This window comes from Pseudomonas sp. 5Ae-yellow, from assembly GCF_014077575.1.
Classification (GTDB): Bacteria; Pseudomonadota; Gammaproteobacteria; order Pseudomonadales; family Pseudomonadaceae; genus Halopseudomonas; species Halopseudomonas neustonica.
The window spans coordinates 1-17,934 of record NZ_JACGWE010000011.1; the positions used below are offsets into that span (position 1 = coordinate 1).

The 17,934-nt window shown below is 54.9% G+C and carries 15 protein-coding genes and 3 tRNA genes; 11 read left to right on the forward strand and 7 right to left on the reverse strand.

Annotation, left to right across the window (positions count from 1 at the left end):
- Positions 1-151: 151 nt before the first annotated feature.
- The 3 genes from H4J77_RS08900 to H4J77_RS08910 form a co-directional block, all read right to left on the reverse strand.
- Positions 152-1,399 carry an OmpP1/FadL family transporter gene (locus H4J77_RS08900; RefSeq protein ID WP_123889319.1) on the reverse strand — a complete coding sequence of 416 codons (1,248 nt, stop codon included), beginning with the start codon at positions 1,397-1,399 and terminating at the stop codon, positions 152-154.
- Between the two features lie 156 nt (positions 1,400-1,555).
- Positions 1,556-2,272 (reverse strand): PolC-type DNA polymerase III, encoded by a 717-nt coding sequence (locus tag H4J77_RS08905; RefSeq protein WP_182247964.1) that lies wholly within the window; start codon positions 2,270-2,272, stop codon positions 1,556-1,558.
- On the reverse strand, positions 2,269-4,203 hold the full coding sequence (locus tag H4J77_RS08910; RefSeq protein WP_123889221.1) for a putative nucleotidyltransferase substrate binding domain-containing protein: 1,935 nt from the start codon (positions 4,201-4,203) through the stop codon (positions 2,269-2,271). Before H4J77_RS08910 ends, H4J77_RS08905 begins: the two co-directional genes overlap by 4 nt.
- Before the next feature lie 334 nt (positions 4,204-4,537).
- Between H4J77_RS08910 and uvrY the strand changes: the two genes are divergently transcribed.
- From uvrY to H4J77_RS08945, 7 genes are all read left to right on the forward strand, one after another.
- The gene (gene uvrY, locus H4J77_RS08915) at positions 4,538-5,182 is read left to right on the forward strand and encodes a UvrY/SirA/GacA family response regulator transcription factor (RefSeq protein WP_182247966.1); all 645 of its coding nucleotides are present in this window, start codon (positions 4,538-4,540) and stop codon (positions 5,180-5,182) included.
- A 2-nt stretch (positions 5,183-5,184) separates the two neighbouring features.
- Complete coding sequence (gene uvrC / locus H4J77_RS08920) at positions 5,185-7,014, forward strand: excinuclease ABC subunit UvrC (protein WP_182247968.1); 1,830 nt, start codon at positions 5,185-5,187, stop codon at positions 7,012-7,014.
- A 28-nt stretch (positions 7,015-7,042) separates the two neighbouring features.
- Positions 7,043-7,612, forward strand: a complete 570-nt coding sequence (gene pgsA / locus H4J77_RS08925; protein WP_182247970.1) for a CDP-diacylglycerol--glycerol-3-phosphate 3-phosphatidyltransferase — start codon at positions 7,043-7,045, stop codon at positions 7,610-7,612.
- A 370-nt stretch (positions 7,613-7,982) separates the two neighbouring features.
- Positions 7,983-8,058: transfer RNA gene (locus tag H4J77_RS08930), tRNA-Gly, on the forward strand.
- Positions 8,059-8,108: 50 nt separating this feature from the next.
- Positions 8,109-8,182 (forward strand) — tRNA-Cys (locus H4J77_RS08935).
- 21 nt (positions 8,183-8,203) lie between these two features.
- Positions 8,204-8,290 (forward strand) — tRNA-Leu (locus H4J77_RS08940).
- Positions 8,291-8,496: 206 nt separating this feature from the next.
- Entirely contained in the window at positions 8,497-8,673 is a 177-nt protein-coding gene (locus H4J77_RS08945) for a hypothetical protein (protein ID WP_177412318.1), read from the forward strand.
- A gap of 72 nt (positions 8,674-8,745) precedes the next feature.
- Here the strand turns inward: H4J77_RS08945 and H4J77_RS08950 are convergent, their stop codons facing one another.
- Both H4J77_RS08950 and H4J77_RS08955 read right to left on the reverse strand, forming a co-directional pair.
- Positions 8,746-10,872: a TonB-dependent siderophore receptor gene (locus H4J77_RS08950; RefSeq protein WP_220469306.1), complete on the reverse strand. Its 2,127-nt coding sequence runs from the start codon at positions 10,870-10,872 to the stop codon at positions 8,746-8,748.
- Between the two features lie 141 nt (positions 10,873-11,013).
- Positions 11,014-11,928: an AraC family transcriptional regulator gene (locus H4J77_RS08955; protein ID WP_182247972.1), complete on the reverse strand. Its 915-nt coding sequence runs from the start codon at positions 11,926-11,928 to the stop codon at positions 11,014-11,016.
- Between the two features lie 150 nt (positions 11,929-12,078).
- Between H4J77_RS08955 and H4J77_RS08960 the strand changes: the two genes are divergently transcribed.
- The 3 genes from H4J77_RS08960 (at position 12,079) to H4J77_RS08970 (ending at position 15,690) form a co-directional block, all read left to right on the forward strand.
- On the forward strand, positions 12,079-13,452 hold the full coding sequence (locus H4J77_RS08960) for a UDP-glucose/GDP-mannose dehydrogenase family protein (RefSeq protein ID WP_123889227.1): 1,374 nt from the start codon (positions 12,079-12,081) through the stop codon (positions 13,450-13,452).
- 76 nt (positions 13,453-13,528) lie between these two features.
- On the forward strand, positions 13,529-14,893 hold the full coding sequence (gene gorA / locus H4J77_RS08965) for a glutathione-disulfide reductase (RefSeq protein WP_182247974.1): 1,365 nt from the start codon (positions 13,529-13,531) through the stop codon (positions 14,891-14,893).
- Between the two features lie 158 nt (positions 14,894-15,051).
- Positions 15,052-15,690, forward strand: a complete 639-nt coding sequence (locus H4J77_RS08970) for a trimeric intracellular cation channel family protein (protein WP_182247976.1) — start codon at positions 15,052-15,054, stop codon at positions 15,688-15,690.
- Here the strand turns inward: H4J77_RS08970 and H4J77_RS08975 are convergent.
- Positions 15,684-16,163, reverse strand: coding sequence for a copper chaperone PCu(A)C (locus tag H4J77_RS08975; protein ID WP_182247978.1), 480 nt, complete (start codon positions 16,161-16,163; stop codon positions 15,684-15,686). The two genes, H4J77_RS08970 and H4J77_RS08975, sit on opposite strands and share 7 nt — an antisense overlap.
- A 185-nt stretch (positions 16,164-16,348) precedes the next feature.
- On the opposite strand from H4J77_RS08975, the gene H4J77_RS08980 reads away from it, so the two are divergent.
- On the forward strand, positions 16,349-16,729 hold the full coding sequence (locus tag H4J77_RS08980) for a PilZ domain-containing protein (protein ID WP_256671274.1): 381 nt from the start codon (positions 16,349-16,351) through the stop codon (positions 16,727-16,729).
- Positions 16,730-16,818: 89 nt separating this feature from the next.
- Here H4J77_RS08980 and H4J77_RS08985 read toward each other — a convergent pair whose 3' ends face one another.
- Positions 16,819-17,934: a DUF1513 domain-containing protein gene (locus H4J77_RS08985; protein ID WP_182247980.1), complete on the reverse strand. Its 1,116-nt coding sequence runs from the start codon at positions 17,932-17,934 to the stop codon at positions 16,819-16,821.

A 17,934-nucleotide genomic window follows, 5' to 3' on the forward strand; every position in this document is an offset into this window, starting at 1 on the left:
GCATGAGGCGGTGCTCTCGGATTATGGTGTTGGTCGCACAACCATCATGACCGAGATGTCACCGCCTCACCTCATTCCAGAAACGAAAAGTCCGGGTTGCCCCGGACTTCCGTGAAGAACCTTTTTTATTGCGTTGTGCTTTTACCGCTGATTAGAAGCGGTATGTTACCTGGGACGACAGGCCGTGCGCGCTGTTGCGGTAATCGGCGTTGTAAGATCCGGTGCTAGACTTTGCCGCTTGCTCAATCTTACCTTTGCTCTCATGCAGGTAGGAGTAGGCCACATCGATAGTCATATCCTGGCTGACATCCCAACCAGCACCCAGAGAAAACACCTTGCGGTTGGATACGGGGATACGCACGGTACGGTCGCTGTCGCCCACGGGAGACTGATCGACGGTGAAACCGGTGCGCAGCGTCCACTGTGGAGCAATCTGGTAAGCCGCGCCAACGGCAAAGGCCCAGGTATCTTCCCAGTTCAGCGGTTCTTCAATCTCGCTGAAATTTGGTTGAAATGGTGCCGCAACGCCGTCGTTTTCAACCACGATCTTGTCTAGTCGACTCCAGCGGGTCCAGGTGGCCCCGGCGTACAGCGTCCATTGCGGATCAAGCTCAAAGGTCAATGAGGTATCAACCGACTCAGGTGTAGTGAAGTCCAGGTTGGCATCGTACTCACCATTGGCGCCTGCTGCGGGTCCAGGCAGATTGTTTAGGCGCGTGCGGCCGTCCAGGGTGTAATCGACCTTGGAGTGGTAGGTCAGGCCCCATGCCAACTGATCGGTTACATCTACCAGTACACCGGCGTTGAAGCCGTAGCCGACGTCATCACCTTTGATGTTTACTTCGCCGTTACCAAAAGCACTGGTTAGCTTGCCGCTGATATGGTTGATGGTCGGGCCAAAGCCGACAGAGATCCGATCGTTGACTTGAAAGCTCAGGGTGGGCTGTAGCGTCACTACCTGTACCTTGCTGTACCTGCCGTGGCCTCCGCCCTGGAAGCTATCTTCGTAATCACTGATGACACCGAAAGGGGCGTAAACACCGATGCCCGCGTGCCAGCGATCATTCAGCGGCGTTACCAGGTAGCCAAAGGGGATGACGGAGGTAGGCACCATGTCGCCATCGTTGGTACCGGTAGCTGAGCCGCTGGCATTGTCGATGTCGGTCTTGGCCATGATAAGTGCAGCACCACCGCTCACTTCGGTACGATCCAGGCGCGACATGCCGGCTGGGTTACCAAACAGGGTGCTGGCATCTTCAGCTGAAGAAGAACGGCCCGCAAAGCCTGTGCCCATGCCACTGGCGCTCTGTTCGTTGATAGCGATGCCATTGGCGCTGGCAGACGTGGCGGCTACGGTAATGGCTAACGCCAAGGACGATTTTAGCCAAGCGTGTCTGATCATGGGTAAACTCCAGATTGATCGATGATGAAGGGGGCGCAAACTATCAGGATTCAATCGGGCTGGCCAGAGTTCGTGCGACGAAATTGCTGCATTTGGTCGGACAATGACTCGAAAGGCCGGGAATGTGCAGCAACTTGCTGCAGATATGGATTGTTAGATGCTGCCGATGCGGGCTTGGCGTAAGCGCCGCCAGTGGCGCAGTTTACCATTCAGTTCTCCCAGCGTTCTGATGCCGCTGGTACGGGCACGGGCTAACAGTATCAGCATGATCTCCGCGGTAGCTAACGCGTCCGCCGCGGCATTGTGTCGCTGGCTGTTAAGCAAGCCAAAATAAGCCTGCCACTCGTCCAGGCTGCCCTTGGGCAGGTTGGCTTCCGGGTAGAGCATAGGCGCTATCTCGGCGGCATCGAGAAATTTGTGGCGTAGCTTGTAGCCCAGATCCAGGCGCAAACCGCGCAGTAGCATGCGTTGATCGAATGCTGCATGGAAAGCAACGAAAACACACTCGCCAGAAAACGTCATGAAATCCAGCAACGCATCGGCTGCATCCACGCCCTGGGCGATGGCGCTAGGCGCTATGCCGTGAATGAGGATGGATTCGGTCACCTGGTGGTTTTCTCGATACAGGGTACATTCGTACTGGCTGCCGAGATCGACGCACTGATCCTCGATAACCACCGCGCCAACAGACAATATAAGGTCGCGGTGCACGTTCAGACCGCTGGTTTCCAGGTCAACGACAACCAGGCGGGTATCTTTCAGCTCAGTGCCATCCAGCGCCTGCGAGTTAGGTAGTTGCTCGCAGCGCTGGCGTTGCTCGTGGCTAAGCGAGTCTTGCCTGCGTTTGTTAAGCCATTGCAGCGGGTTCACAGGTTATACCTGAGTGCGATACTGGCTTGCAGACGTTTGGCCTGGCGGAAAGACTCGCGCAGTATGCGGCGGTCCAGATGGTTGAGGCTGTCTGGGTCTATACGATTACTTAGTGCGCGCCCGTCACGATCCTGCTGTTGGTGCTGCTGCATGCGTGTTAGCTGGATAAAGTGATACGCCTCCACATAAGCATCCGCATCCAATGGCTCTATTACGCCTGCTTCACGCAGTGCCTGCAAGCGCACCAGGGTGTTGCTGTTGGCGATGCCGTTGGCCAGCGCCAATAAGCGGGCGCCATCAACAAAGGGCCCCAAGCCTTGCACCTTGAGATCCAGGGTGTCTTTTTCGCTCCCACTGCGGGCCAGAATGAACTCGCGCAGACGACCGATAGGCGGGCGATGCATCAGCGCGTTTTGCGCCATCTGATGTTGAAACAGGCTGTTGCCGGCAATACGTTTGAGTACAGACTGGAACATCCGCTCCGCCGCACCCGCGTCGCCCCACACCACGCGGAAGTCAAAGTAGATGGATGACGCTAGTAAATTCTTTGGTGTGGTGCTGTTAATGATGCGGCCAAAGCGCTCAGCCCATTCAGGTGCCGAAAGACACAGTTCGGGATTGCCGGCCATAATATTACCCTTGCACAGGGTGAAGCCGCAGTCCGCCAGTGCCTGATTGATGCGCTTGGCCAGCGGCAGCAGGCGTTGCCGGGTTTGCTCGGTCGCCGAGTTATCATGGCAGGTAAATAGAATGCCGTTGTCCTGATCGGTATGCAGGGTCTGCTCCTGCCGGCCCTCACTGCCAAAACAGAGCCAGCTGAACTCGATACCCGGATCACCTTCCTGCTGCAGGCAGAGCTCTATGACCCGGCATACGCTGTGGTCATTAAGCAGTGTGATGATTCGCGTAACCTGGGTGGAGGAGGCACCATGGGCCAGCATACTGTCTACCAGCCGACGAATACCGCTACGCAGCGCGATCAGGGTTTCCAGGTTAGGCGCCTCGCGCAGGGTGCGCGCAATGTGCACCAGATCAACGCGCTGCAGTGAAAATAGATCTCGCTCGGATACAACGCCGGTAAGGCGCCCGTTATCGACCAGGCAGATATGCGCTATGTGCTTGCTGGTCATCGCGATCGCCGCATCGAATGCGGTGGCGCAAGAGGGTAGATGGCTTGGGTTGGCAGTCATCACCTGGCTAATCGGCTGCTCCAGATCGGTTGCTGCATCGGCAATCAACCCACGCAGGTCGCGCAGGGTGAAAATGCCTAGCGGCCGCTGCGCTGCATCGGTAATAACAATACTGCCGACACTGGCCTCATGCATCAGCCTCACGGCGGCTCTTATTGGCGTGTCGAGTTCGCAGGTCACGGGTTTGCGGTCGGTTAGCTCGGCCAAGCCGGTATCCAGCGAGTAATGTGATCCCAGGCTTTCGCTGGCCTGCTGTTGAGCCTGCAGGTTTACCTGGTCAAGCAGGCTGCTGACGCCGCGTAGCGCAAAGTCGCGGAAGGGTAGAGAGCGGCGAAACAGGCTGACGAAGTCGGCGCGGCTGATGGTAAAGCAGAAGGTATCTTCACCCGCGAGGTGGAGGGTGCGGGTTTCACGCTCGCCCAATAGCGCGGCTAACGGAAAGCATTCCCCGGTGCTGATTTCAAAGGTGGTATCGGTTTCTTGCTGTCCGGCAAGTAGACGCTCGCCGCGAATAAGGCCCTGTTTAACGATGAAAAACTGCTCTACGGGGCCATCTTGTGGGTCAAGTATATGCTCGCCGGCGGCATAGAAGCGCAGCTGAGCGTGCTCTACCAGCCAGGCCAGGTGGGCATGCTCCATCTGGTTGAATGGCGGATAAGCCAACAGAAAACTGATGGTGCCGTGTACGTTCTGCATGACGGCGGTTTTGCCCGCCTGTTCGTAGCGGTCTTCTCGTGTCATTTTGGCTAACCTTGTTGTCTTGCAGCAGTGTGCCGACAGTGAGCACGCGCTCCCATTCTACCTAAGTATGGGTAGCGCAGCCGTGCTGGAAAAAAGCCAATCTGCAGCAGCGCTATGCCGCATTATTGCACTGACTAGGCGTTTCATCTGCGTGCTCATTTTGCTATTGTGGCGGCTGCAGCAGCGTTCGGACAGCTTTTTAGATTTACTCTACGAAAAGTACCCATTTTGGACGCCGACTGAGTATAGAAAAGGCAATGAGCTAGGATGCCGCCATCGCGATCAAGTGATGGAATAATAACTAACGTACGGTCTTCTGCGTAAGGGGTGGTATTTGATCAAGGTGCTGGTGGTTGATGACCATGACCTGGTTCGCATGGGTATCAGTCGTATGTTGGAAGATGTTGCTGGCCTGACGGTTGTTGGCGAAGCTGACAGTGGCGAATCCGCGGTCACCCAAGCTCGAGCTCTGCGCCCCGACGTCGTCTTGATGGATGTACGCATGCCTGGTATCGGCGGCCTGGAAGCCACCCGCAAACTGGCGCAGCTCGACAAACATATGAAGGTTATTGCCGTCACTGTCTGTAATGAAGAGCCTTTTCCTTCGCGTCTGATGCAGGCCGGTGCCGCTGGTTATGTGACCAAGGGCGCTGCACTGGAGGAGATGGTCGCCGCTATCAAGCAGGTGCATGCGGGCCAACGTTACATCAGTCCAAATATTGCCCAGTTGCTGGTGCTCAAGCACTTGAATCCGGGTGGCGAATCGCCCTTTGACTGCCTGTCTGACCGTGAGATCCAAATCGCGCTGATGATTGTCGGCTGTGAAAAGGTGAACAGCATCTCCGACAAACTCTGCCTTAGCCCCAAAACGGTCAATACTTATCGTTACCGTATTTTTGAAAAGTTGGGCGTGACCAGTGACGTTGAACTCACATTACTGGCCGTGCGCAACGGCATGGTTGATACATCCCACCAGTGAGTATGACCGACATCGTTTTTGACCCTCAGGCCTTTCTGGCCAGCGCTAGCAATAAGCCCGGTGTCTATCGCATGTTCGATGCGCAGGGCGCTTTGCTTTATGTAGGTAAAGCAAAGAGCTTGAAGAAGCGCCTTGCCAGCTACTTCCGCAAGACCGGTTTGAGTCCCAAAACCGAAGCACTGGTCGCGCGCATAGCGCAGATTGATACCACCATCACGGCCAACGAAACCGAAGCGCTGCTGCTGGAACAGAGCCTGATCAAGGCCAGTCGCCCGCCGTATAACATACTGTTGCGCGACGATAAGTCTTATCCCTACGTATTCCTGTCGAGTAATGACGAGTTTCCGCGTCTTGGTTTGCACCGCGGCACCAAGCGCGCCAAAGGGCGTTATTTTGGGCCGTATCCCAGCGCCGGCGCGATTCGTGAAAGTCTCAATCTGTTGCAGAAGACCTTTTTGGTGCGCCAATGCGAAGACAGCTATTACCGCAATCGCACGCGGCCTTGTCTGCAGTATCAGATCAAGCGTTGCAAGGCGCCCTGTGTGGGCCTGGTTGATAAGACCGAGTATGCGCAGGACGTACGCCACTCAGTGATGTTTCTTGAAGGTCGCAGCAACTCGCTGTCCAACGAGCTGCATGAGGCCATGGAACAAGCCTCGGTGGAACTCAATTTTGAGCGGGCTGCTGAGCTACGTGATCAGATTGCGCTGCTGCGCCGCGTACAAGACCAGCAAAGCATGGACACTGAGCAGGGCGATGTTGATATTGTCGCCGCTGATGTTACCCCCGGTGGCGCCTGTGTTCATGTGGTCATGGTGCGCCAGGGTAGGGTGCTGGGGAGCAAAAACCACTTCCCCAGGGTTCCGATCGAACAGAGCGCAGGTGAGGTGTTGTCGGCGTTTCTACCGCAATATTACCTGGGCACGGCCGAACGCGAAGTGCCGCCGGAAATTATCGTCAATGCGGACCATGAAGACTTGCCGATCATTGCCCAGGCGCTCAGTCAGGCGCGTGGCTGCAATCTCAGTATTACGCATAACGTACGCGGTAACCGTAAACGCTGGCTCGATCTGGCCCAGAGTAACGCCACGCAATCGCTGGCGAGCCTGTTGGCCAACAAGCAACACATTCAGGCGCGCTTTGAGGCATTACAGAAGGCATTGAATCTGGATGAGTTGCCAACGCGCCTTGAGTGCTACGACATCAGTCATTCCAGCGGTGAGGCCACGGTTGCCTCTTGCGTAGTCTTTGGCCCGGAGGGGCCGCTGAAGAGCGATTATCGACGCTTTAATATTGAAGGCGTCACCGCAGGGGACGATTACGCCGCCATGCGTCAGGCGTTGATTCGCCGCTTCAGCCGTATTCAGGACGGCGAGGGCAAAATGCCGGACATATTGCTGGTCGATGGCGGCAAAGGGCAGATGAAAATGGCGATGGAGGTCATGCAAGAGCTGGCCATCCATGATCTGACCTTGCTGGGTGTGGCCAAAGGCGTCACACGCAAAGCCGGTATGGAGAGTCTGTATTTGAATGATCCGCATAATGAGCTGGTGCTGCCAGGCCACTCGCCGGCATTGCATCTGATTCAGCATATTCGCGATGAGGCGCATCGATTTGCCATTACCGGTCACCGCCAGCGTCGCGGTAAAGCACGTACGACCTCATCACTTGAGGGTATCGCTGGTGTGGGTCCAAAGCGGCGTCGCGAGCTACTGAAGCACTTTGGTGGCTTGCAGGAATTGAAGCGCGCCAGTGCGGCAGAAATGGCAAAAGTCCCGGGTGTCAGCAAAAAACTTGCGGAACAGATTTATGCCGCCGTGCATAGCGATTAGAATGCTGGCTCAACCGAGGCTGTAAAATATGAATATTCCGAATATCCTGACCCTGATGCGGGTCGGGCTGATCCCCATTTTTATCCTGCTGTTTTACATGCCGTACCATTGGAGCTATGTTGCTGCTGCGTTGGTGTTTACCCTGGCGGCAGTCACTGACTGGCTGGATGGCTACTTGGCGCGCAAGCTGCAGCAGAGCACGCCTTTTGGTGCTTTTCTTGATCCGGTCGCCGACAAGCTCATGGTGGTTATCGCCCTGGTGTTGCTGGTGCAGCATCACGCTAATTTTTGGGTTACCGCACCGGCAGCCATTATTATTGGCCGCGAGCTGGTTATCTCAGCGTTACGCGAATGGATGGCAGAGCTGGGCGCGCGGGCGCATGTCGCTGTATCCAACCTGGGTAAATACAAGACGACCCTGCAGATGGTTGCTTTGGTCGTTTTGCTGGCTAATCCACCACAGCCGACTGGCTGGGTCGTGTTTGGCTACGTTTTGCTGGCCATGTCAGCGGTGTTGACCCTGTGGTCAATGGTGGTTTACCTAAAGGCGGCCTGGCCACATTTGCGTCCCGACACTGATCAAAATAGCAACAAATAACTTTTTTTGAATCAATGACTTGACACAATGGCGTAGAAAGATAGAATTAGCGCCGTTCCAACACAGGAACAGTTCACGCAAGTGAACAGGGCCTCAGCGAGGTTTGCCAAGCAGCATTGCTTTGCAAGGTTTCGCAGATCAAGGTCTAATAGCATTAGATGTACGCGGGAATAGCTCAGTTGCTAGAGCACGACCTTACGAGGTCGGGGTGGGGCGCATAGCCTCGCGAGTTCTCGAGACCTTAGGGTCAAATGTAGTAGATGTAACGCGGGAATAGCTCAGTTGGTAGAGCACGACCTTACGAGGTCGGGGTGGGGCGCATAGCCTCGCGAGTTCTCGGGACCCTAGGGTCAAATGTAGTAGATGTAACGCGGGAATAGCTCAGTTGGTAGAGCACGACCTTGCCAAGGTCGGGGTCGCGAGTTCGAGTCTCGTTTCCCGCTCCAGTTTTATATTGCGCTGATGTACTGCTTTCAGCGTGGTAGCCCCCTTTTGAGGCCGGGTGGCAGAGTGGTCATGCAGCGGATTGCAAATCCGTGTACGCCGGTTCGATTCCGACCTCGGCCTCCATCTTTATGTTTTCTTTCGCTAGCCCGGATGGCGAAATTGGTAGACGCAAGGGACTTAAAATCCCTCGATCGTAAGATCGTGCCGGTTCGACCCCGGCTCCGGGCACCAATTTTCATGCGGGTTTGAGCTGATAAGCGAAGCCTTTTTTAGATCCATCCCCCTTTAAGAATCTCAAATAACACTTGGCCGCTTGCTCTGCCACGGGTGTTTTACACTTGCCTGTTTTGAACATTTGATTCCATCGCCGGATTTAACTCTATACTTAGGTATAGCCGCAAATTTGGCAGGATCTCGTGATGTGGGGGAGTTAGCGTATGGGGAAGGAGCTTTTTTGGGCCAGTCTGGCCATTTTTTCTGTCGGGGTTTTATTGATAAGTGCAGGATTTTCTCGCCGGGACAGCGGCTGGGGTATCGCTCTGCTGTGGCTGGGGGCTGCCTGTATGCTCGGCTTGGTGTTCTACCACATCCCCAAAATGCTGCATCTGACCTGAGGTTGGCGGGTGCTGTCGGTAACCGGCTCAGAGGCGGGCAAAGTCACCTCTGAGCCACGCTGTGGGATGTTATTAGAAATCGTAGCGAACGCTGGCCTCCAGGCTGCGTTCGGCGCCGAACCAGCAGTTCAGAGTGTCAAAGCAACTGTAATAGCGCTCGTTGAACAGGTTGTTGGCCGATAACGTAACGCTTGCGCCATCCATCGCTCGGTCGACGCTGCCCAGGTCATACCCCAAACTTAGATCAACCAGGGTGGCGGAGGGCACTGTATCGGAGTTGGTGGCATCTACTTCGGCCTCACCGATATAGCGCACGCCACCGCCCAGGGTGATACCCGCCAGCGGGCCGTTGAACACATCATAACTGGCCCAGGCCGTGGCCGACTGATCTGGGACCCATACCGGCGTTTTGCCTTGCAGGCCACTGTTGTCCTTGGTTACCTCTACGTCTTGATAAGTGTAGCTGCCCATCAGATTCAGGTTGCGATTGACCTGAGTGCGGGCCTCCAGCTCAATGCCCTGTGAACGCACTTCACCGGCCTGAATCTTGTCGTAGGCAGTGCCGTTAGGATCGCGTGTCAGTACGTTCTCTTTCTCGATACGGTATAGCGCTAGCGAGCCCGTTGTCTGTTTGTCAGCGGTGCTGTATTTGATACCGGTTTCCCACTGCGTTGCAGTAGAAGGCTCGTAAGTCGAACCTAGCCTATCCAGGCCACCTACGGGCTCGAAGCTTTCGGCGTAGCTGATAAAGGGGGCAAAGCCACTGTCGAACTCATAGAGCGCGCCCGCCCGCCAGGAGGTGTTGTGCTGCTTGACCTTGCCATCGACCGGTTGGCCGTACTGGATACCCTTTTCTCGTGATTCAAAGGTGTCATAACGCCCACCCGCGAGCAGCACCCAGCGACCAATGCGCATTTGGTCCTGGAAATAAACCCCGGTTTGTTCGGTATCGATAGAAAACTGACTACTCAAACCGGACGCCGCGAAATCCAGTTGGCTACCGTCAATCAGATGATGGTGAGGATCGAATAAGTCGATCGCCGGTGCAGCGGCATCTTCATAGCCGATGTCGCTTTTGAATTTCAAATAGTCGATGCCCAGTAGCAAGTTATGCTCGATCGCGCCAGTTATAACAATGCCTGATAGCTGGTTGTCGATGGTAACGCCCTTGCCGGTTTCGTCCGTCAGATACGCTCGGCGCGACAAGGTGCTCTGATCAGCTGCGAGACCTGATGAGTAAGTGTTTTCCTGATAGGCATCGCCATGCTGGTAGCGAAAGCTCTGCAGGAAATTCCAGTTGTCGCTGAGCTGATGGTCAATCTTGTAGCCGATCAGCAGCATTTCCCGTTCGTATTTATTCCAGTTGGCGTCACCGCTGTAGGTGTTTACGTCCAGATCCCCGTTGGCGTTGTGCTGAAACAGCCCCTGAGCGGGCAGGGTAGTGTAGATGCCCATATCGGGATCTTTCTGATAGTAGGCGTTGAGATTGATCAGCGTCGCGTCGCTGATCTGCCAGTCCACTGAGGGCGCGAGCATGATGCGTTCGTTTTCAGAGGTGTCGGCTTGGCCGTCACTGCTGTTGGCCAGGCCGTTGAAGCGGTAGGTCAAGTCTGAGTCGCCCAACTGCCCGGCAGAGTCGAATGTGATCTCCTTGAGATTGTTACTGCCGACACTTAGCTCCATGCTGTTATACGCGTCTCTCAAGGGTTTCTTGCTTATGAGGTTGACCATGCCTCCAGGTGGCATAGAGCCGTAGAGAGTCGAAGTAGGGCCCTTGAATACCTCGACTTGCTGCACTGCCTGCATGTCTATCTGTGGCTGCAGGTTCCAATCGTTGTACAGCAGCTGCAGTCCGTCATAGAAGTTCTGGTAATTGATGAAGCCACGAATATTGAATAGATCTGATCGGGTGACTGCGCCGCCGCGCAGTTCGGTATTAACGCCGGGTACGTAGCGTAGCGCCTGCGCCACGGTATCGGCGTTGCGCGACTCCAGCGTGTATTCGTCGATGACCGAGATGCCTTGTGGCGTTTCCTGCGGACTCAACTGAGTCTTGGTCGCGGTATTGCGGTAGGTGCTGCTGTACACCGTGAGACTGTCCAGCACATATTCGTCCTGCTCTTGTGCGTGCAGGTGGAGGCCAGGGTGGGCGGCCGCAACGGCGGCGGCGATAAGGCTTAAGCGAAAGAAGGGGCGCACGGTAATGACGACTCCAGACAGGTAGTGGATTCATTATCAAATGGTAATGATTCTATTTTATATCTGTTCGGGGGCTGTCACTTAACCATTTGGTGCATGACACGCTGGCCAGATGAGGTCTGCTGTGGCTTCGCGTCTGACTCAACGTGGTTTGACGGGGACCCAATATTCCATATAACAATCAGCACTGCCGGGGCGGAAGCGCTGGTCATACATCTCCAGGTCAAAGCCGTTGACGCCGCAATAGCCGGATTCCGGCAGCCAGTGCACGATGAAGCATTCCAGTGCCTTCTGCAGACTGCTGATGTCCCCATGGTGGGGGATGACCGCGTAATCCTGAGCGGGTATGGTCAGTGTTTTCAGTCCTACGCAAGATGGGCTCAGGTCAGTCTGGAAACATGCCCAGTAGGGGAAGCTCTCTTGGCTATTGTCTGTCTGGGTCAGGTCCAGTACGCCAATCAAGTTAGACGGGGCTGGTTCCAGGGCGTGATCTTGTATGGTTCTCATCAAGCGCTTCCAGACGTCCGGTACGCTGGTAGTGAAGTCTGGTGTTTGTGAAAACAGGCCTTTGATCGGTGCACTGATACCGCTTACCGTGATGGCCTCCTGGTGCTCTACACGGATAGACAGCATGGATTTGTGCATAGCCGACGGCAGACGGGGCATTTCCTGCAGGTTGATGGCGGCGAGCATGCGGGTGCGCTGGCCGCGCCGGCGATAGGCGCCGGGCGCGCAGCCAAACATGTGCCGAAAGCTGCGGCTAAAGCTGATTTCAGAATCAAAACCGCAACTTAGCGCGATGTCCAGCTGTCGTTTCTGGGTGCTGATCAATAACTCGGCGGCATGGCTGAGGCGAAGCTCGCGTATGTACTGAGCGACGGTAAAGCCGGTGGCTGCAGTAAATACACGCTGGAATTGCCATCGCGACCAGCAACTCTGGGCAGCTAGAAGCTGCACGGATAACGGATCATCAAGATGGCAATGAATATAGCTGAGAGCCCGCTCAATGCGGGTCAAGTGATGCTCAGGCGAGGTTTCCAAGGCGTGACCGCTCATACATTCCACGTAGTCAGCACCATACCTGATATCAAAACAGATGCAAGTAATTCCTATTTGCAATGGCGTTCATTAAGCTTTCATCTCTGATTAATGGAACTGTCATGCGATGATGGCGAAATCGGGTTGATAGTCAAAGGAGGACACAACATGCAGATATGCGTCATAGGCTGTGGGTACGTTGGATTGGTCACGGCCGTCTGTTTTGCCGAAATGGGTAACAGTGTCACCTGTATCGACAGCAATGTAGAGCGCATAAGTATGCTGCAAGAGGGTCGCTCTCCCATATTTGAGCCCGGTATTGAAGTGTTGTTGAGTAGCAATATCAGAGGGGGCAGGCTGTGTTTCAGCGCCACGCTGGATGACGGTGCTCTGCGCGGGGCCGAGGTTGTCTTTATCGCTGTTGGTACGCCGTCAGCGGAAGATGGCTCAGCAGACATATCGCAAATACTCTCGGTGGCGAACGAGCTGGCACATAAGCTGACTCAGCCCGCTATTGTGGTGTGCAAATCAACCGCCCCGGTGGGTACCGCTTGCCGCGTTCAGAATATCCTTGATCAGCATTGCGCTAGTCTTCAGCGGATTGGCCTGCACCGGGTCGTGAGCAACCCGGAGTTTCTGAAGGAAGGTGCTGCCTTGAACGATTTTATGCGACCGGATCGCATTGTTATAGGGACCGACGATAATCAGGCACAGCAAGTCATGCATCAGTTGTATGAGCCTTTCGTGCGTAACCATGATCGCATCTTGTTCATGTCGCGGCGCGCTGCAGAAATGACCAAATACGCGGCCAATGCCTTTCTCGCCACCAAGATCTCGTTCATCAATGAAATGGCGGCTTTCTGTGATGAGTTTGCGGTTGATGTCGAGCAGGTACGCAAGGGTATAGGTGCAGACCAACGTATTGGCCATCACTTCATTTACGCTGGTTGCGGCTACGGTGGCTCCTGTTTCCCCAAGGATATTCGCGCCATTCTGCATATGGCAGGCGAGCACAATAGGCGTATGCCTATTCTTGAGGCAGTAGAGGCACGCAATCAGGAGCAGAAAACCTGGCCTTTTCGCGCTCTGCAAGACCAGTTGGGTGAAGATCTCAGTGGTCTCACGGTGACTATCTGGGGGTTGTCTTTCAAACCCGGAACTGACGATATCCGCGATGCCCCAAGCCGGACATTGATTGAGTCACTGCTGATAGCGGGTGCGCAGATCAAGGCCTTCGATCCGATAGCCGCAGACAACATCAAGCGTTGTTATCCGCACGCAGTGAAGACCGGGCAGTTGCAACTAGTGGATGAGCCCTACGACGCCCTGCAGGGTGCCGACGCCCTGGTGTTGGTGACCGAGTGGAAGCAATTTCGGCAACCCAACTTTTCCCTGATGCGCAGTTTGATGCGTAATCCTTTATTGCTGGACGGGCGTAATCAGTACGAGCCGGCGCTGGTCGAGCGTGAAGGCTTTGTCTATGTGGGGGTTGGGCGACCATCAACACAGCCAGTTGCCGCTGCTTTGCGCGCAGTAGTCTGAGTACACGCACGGGTGCCATAAGAGAGGGGCTTTGCGGTATGATATCAAGCCCCCCTCGACGCAAGAAAAGGCCCGTATGTCTGACTACGATTTTGATCTCTTTGTCATTGGTGCAGGTTCCGGCGGCGTGCGCGCAAGTCGTATGGCTGCTGGCTTTGGTGCGCGGGTAGCGGTCGCTGAAGATCGTTACCTGGGAGGCACCTGCGTCAATGTCGGTTGCGTACCAAAGAAGCTCTTTGCCTACGCCGCGCATTTTGCCGAAGATATTGTCGATGCCGCAGGTTTTGGTTGGGATATCACCAAACCTGAGTTCACCTGGTCGCGGTTGCTGGAAAATAAAAACCAGGAAATTACCCGCCTCAATGGCATTTACCACAACCTGCTGACATCCGCGGGTGTCACCCTGATAAACGGGCGCGCGCGCCTCAAGGATGCGCATCACGTCGTTGTTGGCGATACTACTTACAGCGCCGAGCGGATTGTGATTGCCACTGGTGGGTGGCCGTTTATTCCCGAGTTTCCCGGGCGTGAGCATGTGATCAGCTCCAACGAAGCTTTCTTCATTGAAGAACTGCCCAAGCGAACGCTGGTAGTAGGCGGTGGTTATATTGCTGTCGAATTCGCCTGCATATTTGAAGGCCTTGGCTGCGAGTCGCGTCTCTTGTACCGAGGTGACTTGTTCCTGCGGGGCTTTGATATGAGCGTGCGCGAACACATGGCGCAGACGCTTAACAGCAAAGGGCTGGAGCTGACTTTTAACGCCGATGTTCAGCGTATCGACAAGCAAAGCGATGGCAGTTTACTGGTGAGCCTGAACAATGGCGACACCATTGAAACTGATCTGGTGCTCTACGCCACCGGGCGTCGCCCCCACCTGGAAGGTCTGGGACTGGAAAACACCAGGGTCACGCTGGACAAGAAGGGGTTTGTTGCAGTTGATGAGCATTACCAAACCACGGAACCTTCCATTTATGCTATCGGCGATGTTACCGACACCTTGCAGTTAACCCCGGTAGCGTTGGCTGAGGGCATGGCGCTTGCCCGACGGTTATACCAGCCGGAGGAATACGTTCCGGTCGATTACAAGGATATTCCGACGGCCGTGTTCTGCATTCCCAATATTGCCACGCTGGGCCTAAGCGAAGAGGACGCCCGCGCAAAAGGTCATAAACTGCGGGTGTTTGAAAGTCGATTCCGCGCCATGCGCAATACGCTGGCAGGGCGCAGTGATCAGAGCCTTATGAAGCTGGTGGTTGATAAGCATGATGACCGCATACTCGGCATACACATGATAGGGCCGGACGCCGGAGAGATGCTGCAGGGACTGGCTGTAGCGGTAAAAGCTGGCGCTACCAAGGCGGTGTTTGATGCCACCCTGGGCATTCATCCCACGGCGGCAGAAGAGTTTGTTACCATGCGCACCCCAACCCGCGAGGACTGAGCGCGGATGCCTGCAATGTTGTAAACGTGCACTGGGTTTTTCGCTCCGGGTTCCATCGGGGCGTTGTCGTAGCTGTCTAAGCTATGAGCTACCAGGCACTTTCAAAGCGCGGATTACAACGCAGGTTATCGTTGATTACCTGCCAGTGGAGTGTGTGAATGAGCTGGTTTTATGCCTGTGATTTGTTTGGCGTAGCGGTATTTGCCATTACCGGTGCGCTGATGGCTGGCCGAAAATCAATGGACCTGTTCGGTGTGCTGGTGATTGCTATCGTTACCTCGCTGGGCGGCGGTACCTTGCGCGACGTCATATTGAGTCACTATCCGGTCAGTTGGATCCGCAACGATCTCTATATTCTGGTGGCAACGCTGGCGGCACTAGGTACCGTACTCTGGGTGCGCTTTACCCGGCCAATTAACGAGCGTGGTCTGTTGATAGCCGATGCTTTTGGCTTGGCTGTCTTTACCGTCGTGGGTACCCAGGTTGCCCTGGAACAGCAAGTTCCGATTAGTGCCGCGGTCATCATGGGCGTGATGACCGGCGTTGCTGGTGGCGTCATGCGCGATATCATCTGTAACGAAATACCGCTGATATTCCACAAGGAAATCTATGCGACTGCCTGTATTGCGGGCGCGTTAATTTACATTGTGCTGCAGCAGTTCAAGTGGTCTGACGACCTGGCGTCGGTCATGGCGATGCTCGCCGTGCTGAGTATTCGCCTTGCTGCCATTCGCTGGCATCTCGAACTGCCACGATTTCATCTGTTGGATCGTGAGTCCAAGGATTCAGATCAGTGATGGCTGTGGGCGTCATCGGTATGTGCCGGTGGTGCCTCAGCTTGCACATTCACGACGACCTCAACGTCTCCCGCCTTGCTGAAGTGCAAGGTTAGCGGAAAATGCTCTCCAGCCACCAGCGGCTGCTTAAGGTTGAACAGCATCAGATGATAGCCACCTGGCTGGAACACCAGTGTTTCACCGGGAGCAATGGGCAGTGTCTGCACTTGTTGCATTTTCATCAGCCCATCAACGTGTTTATGTTCGTGGATCTCTACCTTGTCAGCTGCCGGTGTGTCTGCACCAAGCAGTTCATCTGCCTGCTCCCCGTGATTGGCGATAGACAGATAGGCAGCGCCGGTTGGCGCGACCGGGGGCAGGGCACGAGACCACGGATGATCAATATGCAGCGAGCCTGCATCAAACTCGTGGGCGAGCGTTAATGGCGCAAGGCAGCAAAGAAAGAGCGCAGATACTACTTTGTTAAATGACATGGCAGGTCCTTGTGGTTCTGAGTGAAACAAGCCTAACCTTAATAGGCCGAGTTAGATAATATCGATCACAGCGTTTGCCGGACAACTGGCATGTTAAAAAAGCCAAAAATGTCGATTGCTATACAAAATAAAACCAAAGATGGCTATTAGCTATCATATAATTGAGCCACACTCAGGTTTAGATGATGTCAGTCTGGTGGACGAGGAAGCCTGCCGTGGTAGATGAGATAAAATTAGCAGAGCGAAGAAGATTGGAGCGGCATTCAGTGAGTACAAGCCTTGAGGTTTTTGATCTGGACACTGGCGATCATCTTGGTCGCGTCGTTGATTTGCATTCAGAAGGTTTTATGTTGCTGAGTGAGCGTCCACTGGATCTGTTTCGTTCTTTTGCGTTGCAGATAAACCTGCCCATGACCCTGAACGGTATGACCGAGTTTCTGCTTGATGCGGAGAGCCTGTGGAATCGTGAGAGCATCAGTGGCCAGCAGTACTGGACCGGGCTGCATTTTACCCACCTGCCGGATGAGTCGCGCCAATGCATAGAGCGAATGGTCGCTAGTCGCTGATTGCCATAGCCAAGTAACAAACAAAAACAGAAAAAGGCAGCGTTGGCTGCCTTTTTTATGCGCGTTGCAGTTGTCCTGTCTTTGCCGACCTAGGAAAAGACGCCCGGTGTCAGGTGATTGTCCCAATGCACCGCGTAGTCGCCATGCGGTTGCGCTTGATTACTCTCGGGAGATAGCAGAAACAGGCCTCCCAAGCCCGAGGAAACCAGAAAACCATCTTCGCCATAGGGTAGGGCGCCTGCCACATCCGGGACGGGTACACGTTGCACAAGCTCACCACTGTGATGATCAATGATGATTGCACGGTGACCACGCGGTGCGGTAATGACCGTAAAAGGACTGGATGGGCTGATAGCGATGCTGGCGGTATAGTTTTTTAGCCCCTTTACCTCTTCGTACGGCAGTTCCAACTCGCTAAAGCGCATGCTGTTGGTGTCTAGTCTGGCGATCAGCGGCGGGGTATCCATGTCTGGGCCTTCGTACTGATAGCCTGCGATGACCACGCCTTGCGGACTGACATCAAGGTGGCGACAGCTGAGCTGGTGGTGCGACGGCGCAAAACGCTGCGTGATCTGTCCATTACGACGATCCATCAGCAGCAACGCCGGACGCATGCTGGCGATATTGAGTTTCATACGGTCGTAGTCCGGATGGGTTTCAATACCGCCTAGCGCAATAATCAGCGTTTCACCGTCGGGGTGCAAACGCAGCTCGTGCGGACCTATGCCGTCCAACGGATAATCGGTTACAGCACGATAACCATCCATAGCATCGTAGACCCGAATCAGGCCCTCGGCGTTGGTATAGTTATTCATGGTTACATACAAATAACGTGCATCCGGGCTATACACGCCGTGGCCGTAGTAGTGATAGCCATCGCCGGCATGAATGCTTTGTTGCAGGGCACCGCTGCGTGTATTGATAACATGCATCTGCCGTCCCGGGCGGCGTGCAAAGATCACCACGTGATCACCAAAAGGTTGCGGGCAGCCGCCGTGACAGCGCTCGCTCACAGGCACCATAAAGGCTTGTTCACCGGTTTGGCTTACCGCGGTGATGAAGTGTTGCCCCTTATCATCATCGACCGCGCTGAGAAGCTGCAGAGATGCATTACGGCGACCCAGGTGTGATGCCGCGCAGCCGCTGAGGCTAAGCAAGGTTGCGCTAGCCAAGCCAGCACGCAAGACTTGACGACGACTTAACAT

Excerpts from the sequence above, each read along its gene's own strand:
- pgsA (WP_182247970.1), top strand. The coding sequence starts at position 7,043 with ATGAATATTCCGAATATCCTGACCCTGATGCGGGTCGGGCTGATCCCC.
- H4J77_RS08975 (WP_182247978.1), bottom strand. The coding sequence starts at position 16,163 with ATGTCATTTAACAAAGTAGTATCTGCGCTCTTTCTTTGCTGCCTTGCG.
- gorA (WP_182247974.1), top strand. The coding sequence starts at position 13,529 with ATGTCTGACTACGATTTTGATCTCTTTGTCATTGGTGCAGGTTCCGGC.
- uvrC (WP_182247968.1), top strand. The coding sequence starts at position 5,185 with ATGACCGACATCGTTTTTGACCCTCAGGCCTTTCTGGCCAGCGCTAGC.
- H4J77_RS08945 (WP_177412318.1), top strand. The coding sequence starts at position 8,497 with ATGGGGAAGGAGCTTTTTTGGGCCAGTCTGGCCATTTTTTCTGTCGGG.
- H4J77_RS08960 (WP_123889227.1), top strand. The coding sequence starts at position 12,079 with ATGCAGATATGCGTCATAGGCTGTGGGTACGTTGGATTGGTCACGGCC.
- H4J77_RS08970 (WP_182247976.1), top strand. The coding sequence starts at position 15,052 with ATGAGCTGGTTTTATGCCTGTGATTTGTTTGGCGTAGCGGTATTTGCC.
- H4J77_RS08910 (WP_123889221.1), bottom strand. The coding sequence starts at position 4,203 with ATGACACGAGAAGACCGCTACGAACAGGCGGGCAAAACCGCCGTCATG.
- H4J77_RS08980 (WP_256671274.1), top strand. The coding sequence starts at position 16,349 with ATGTCAGTCTGGTGGACGAGGAAGCCTGCCGTGGTAGATGAGATAAAA.
- H4J77_RS08985 (WP_182247980.1), bottom strand. The coding sequence starts at position 17,934 with ATGTTAAGTCGTCGTCAAGTCTTGCGTGCTGGCTTGGCTAGCGCAACC.
- H4J77_RS08955 (WP_182247972.1), bottom strand. The coding sequence starts at position 11,928 with ATGAGCGGTCACGCCTTGGAAACCTCGCCTGAGCATCACTTGACCCGC.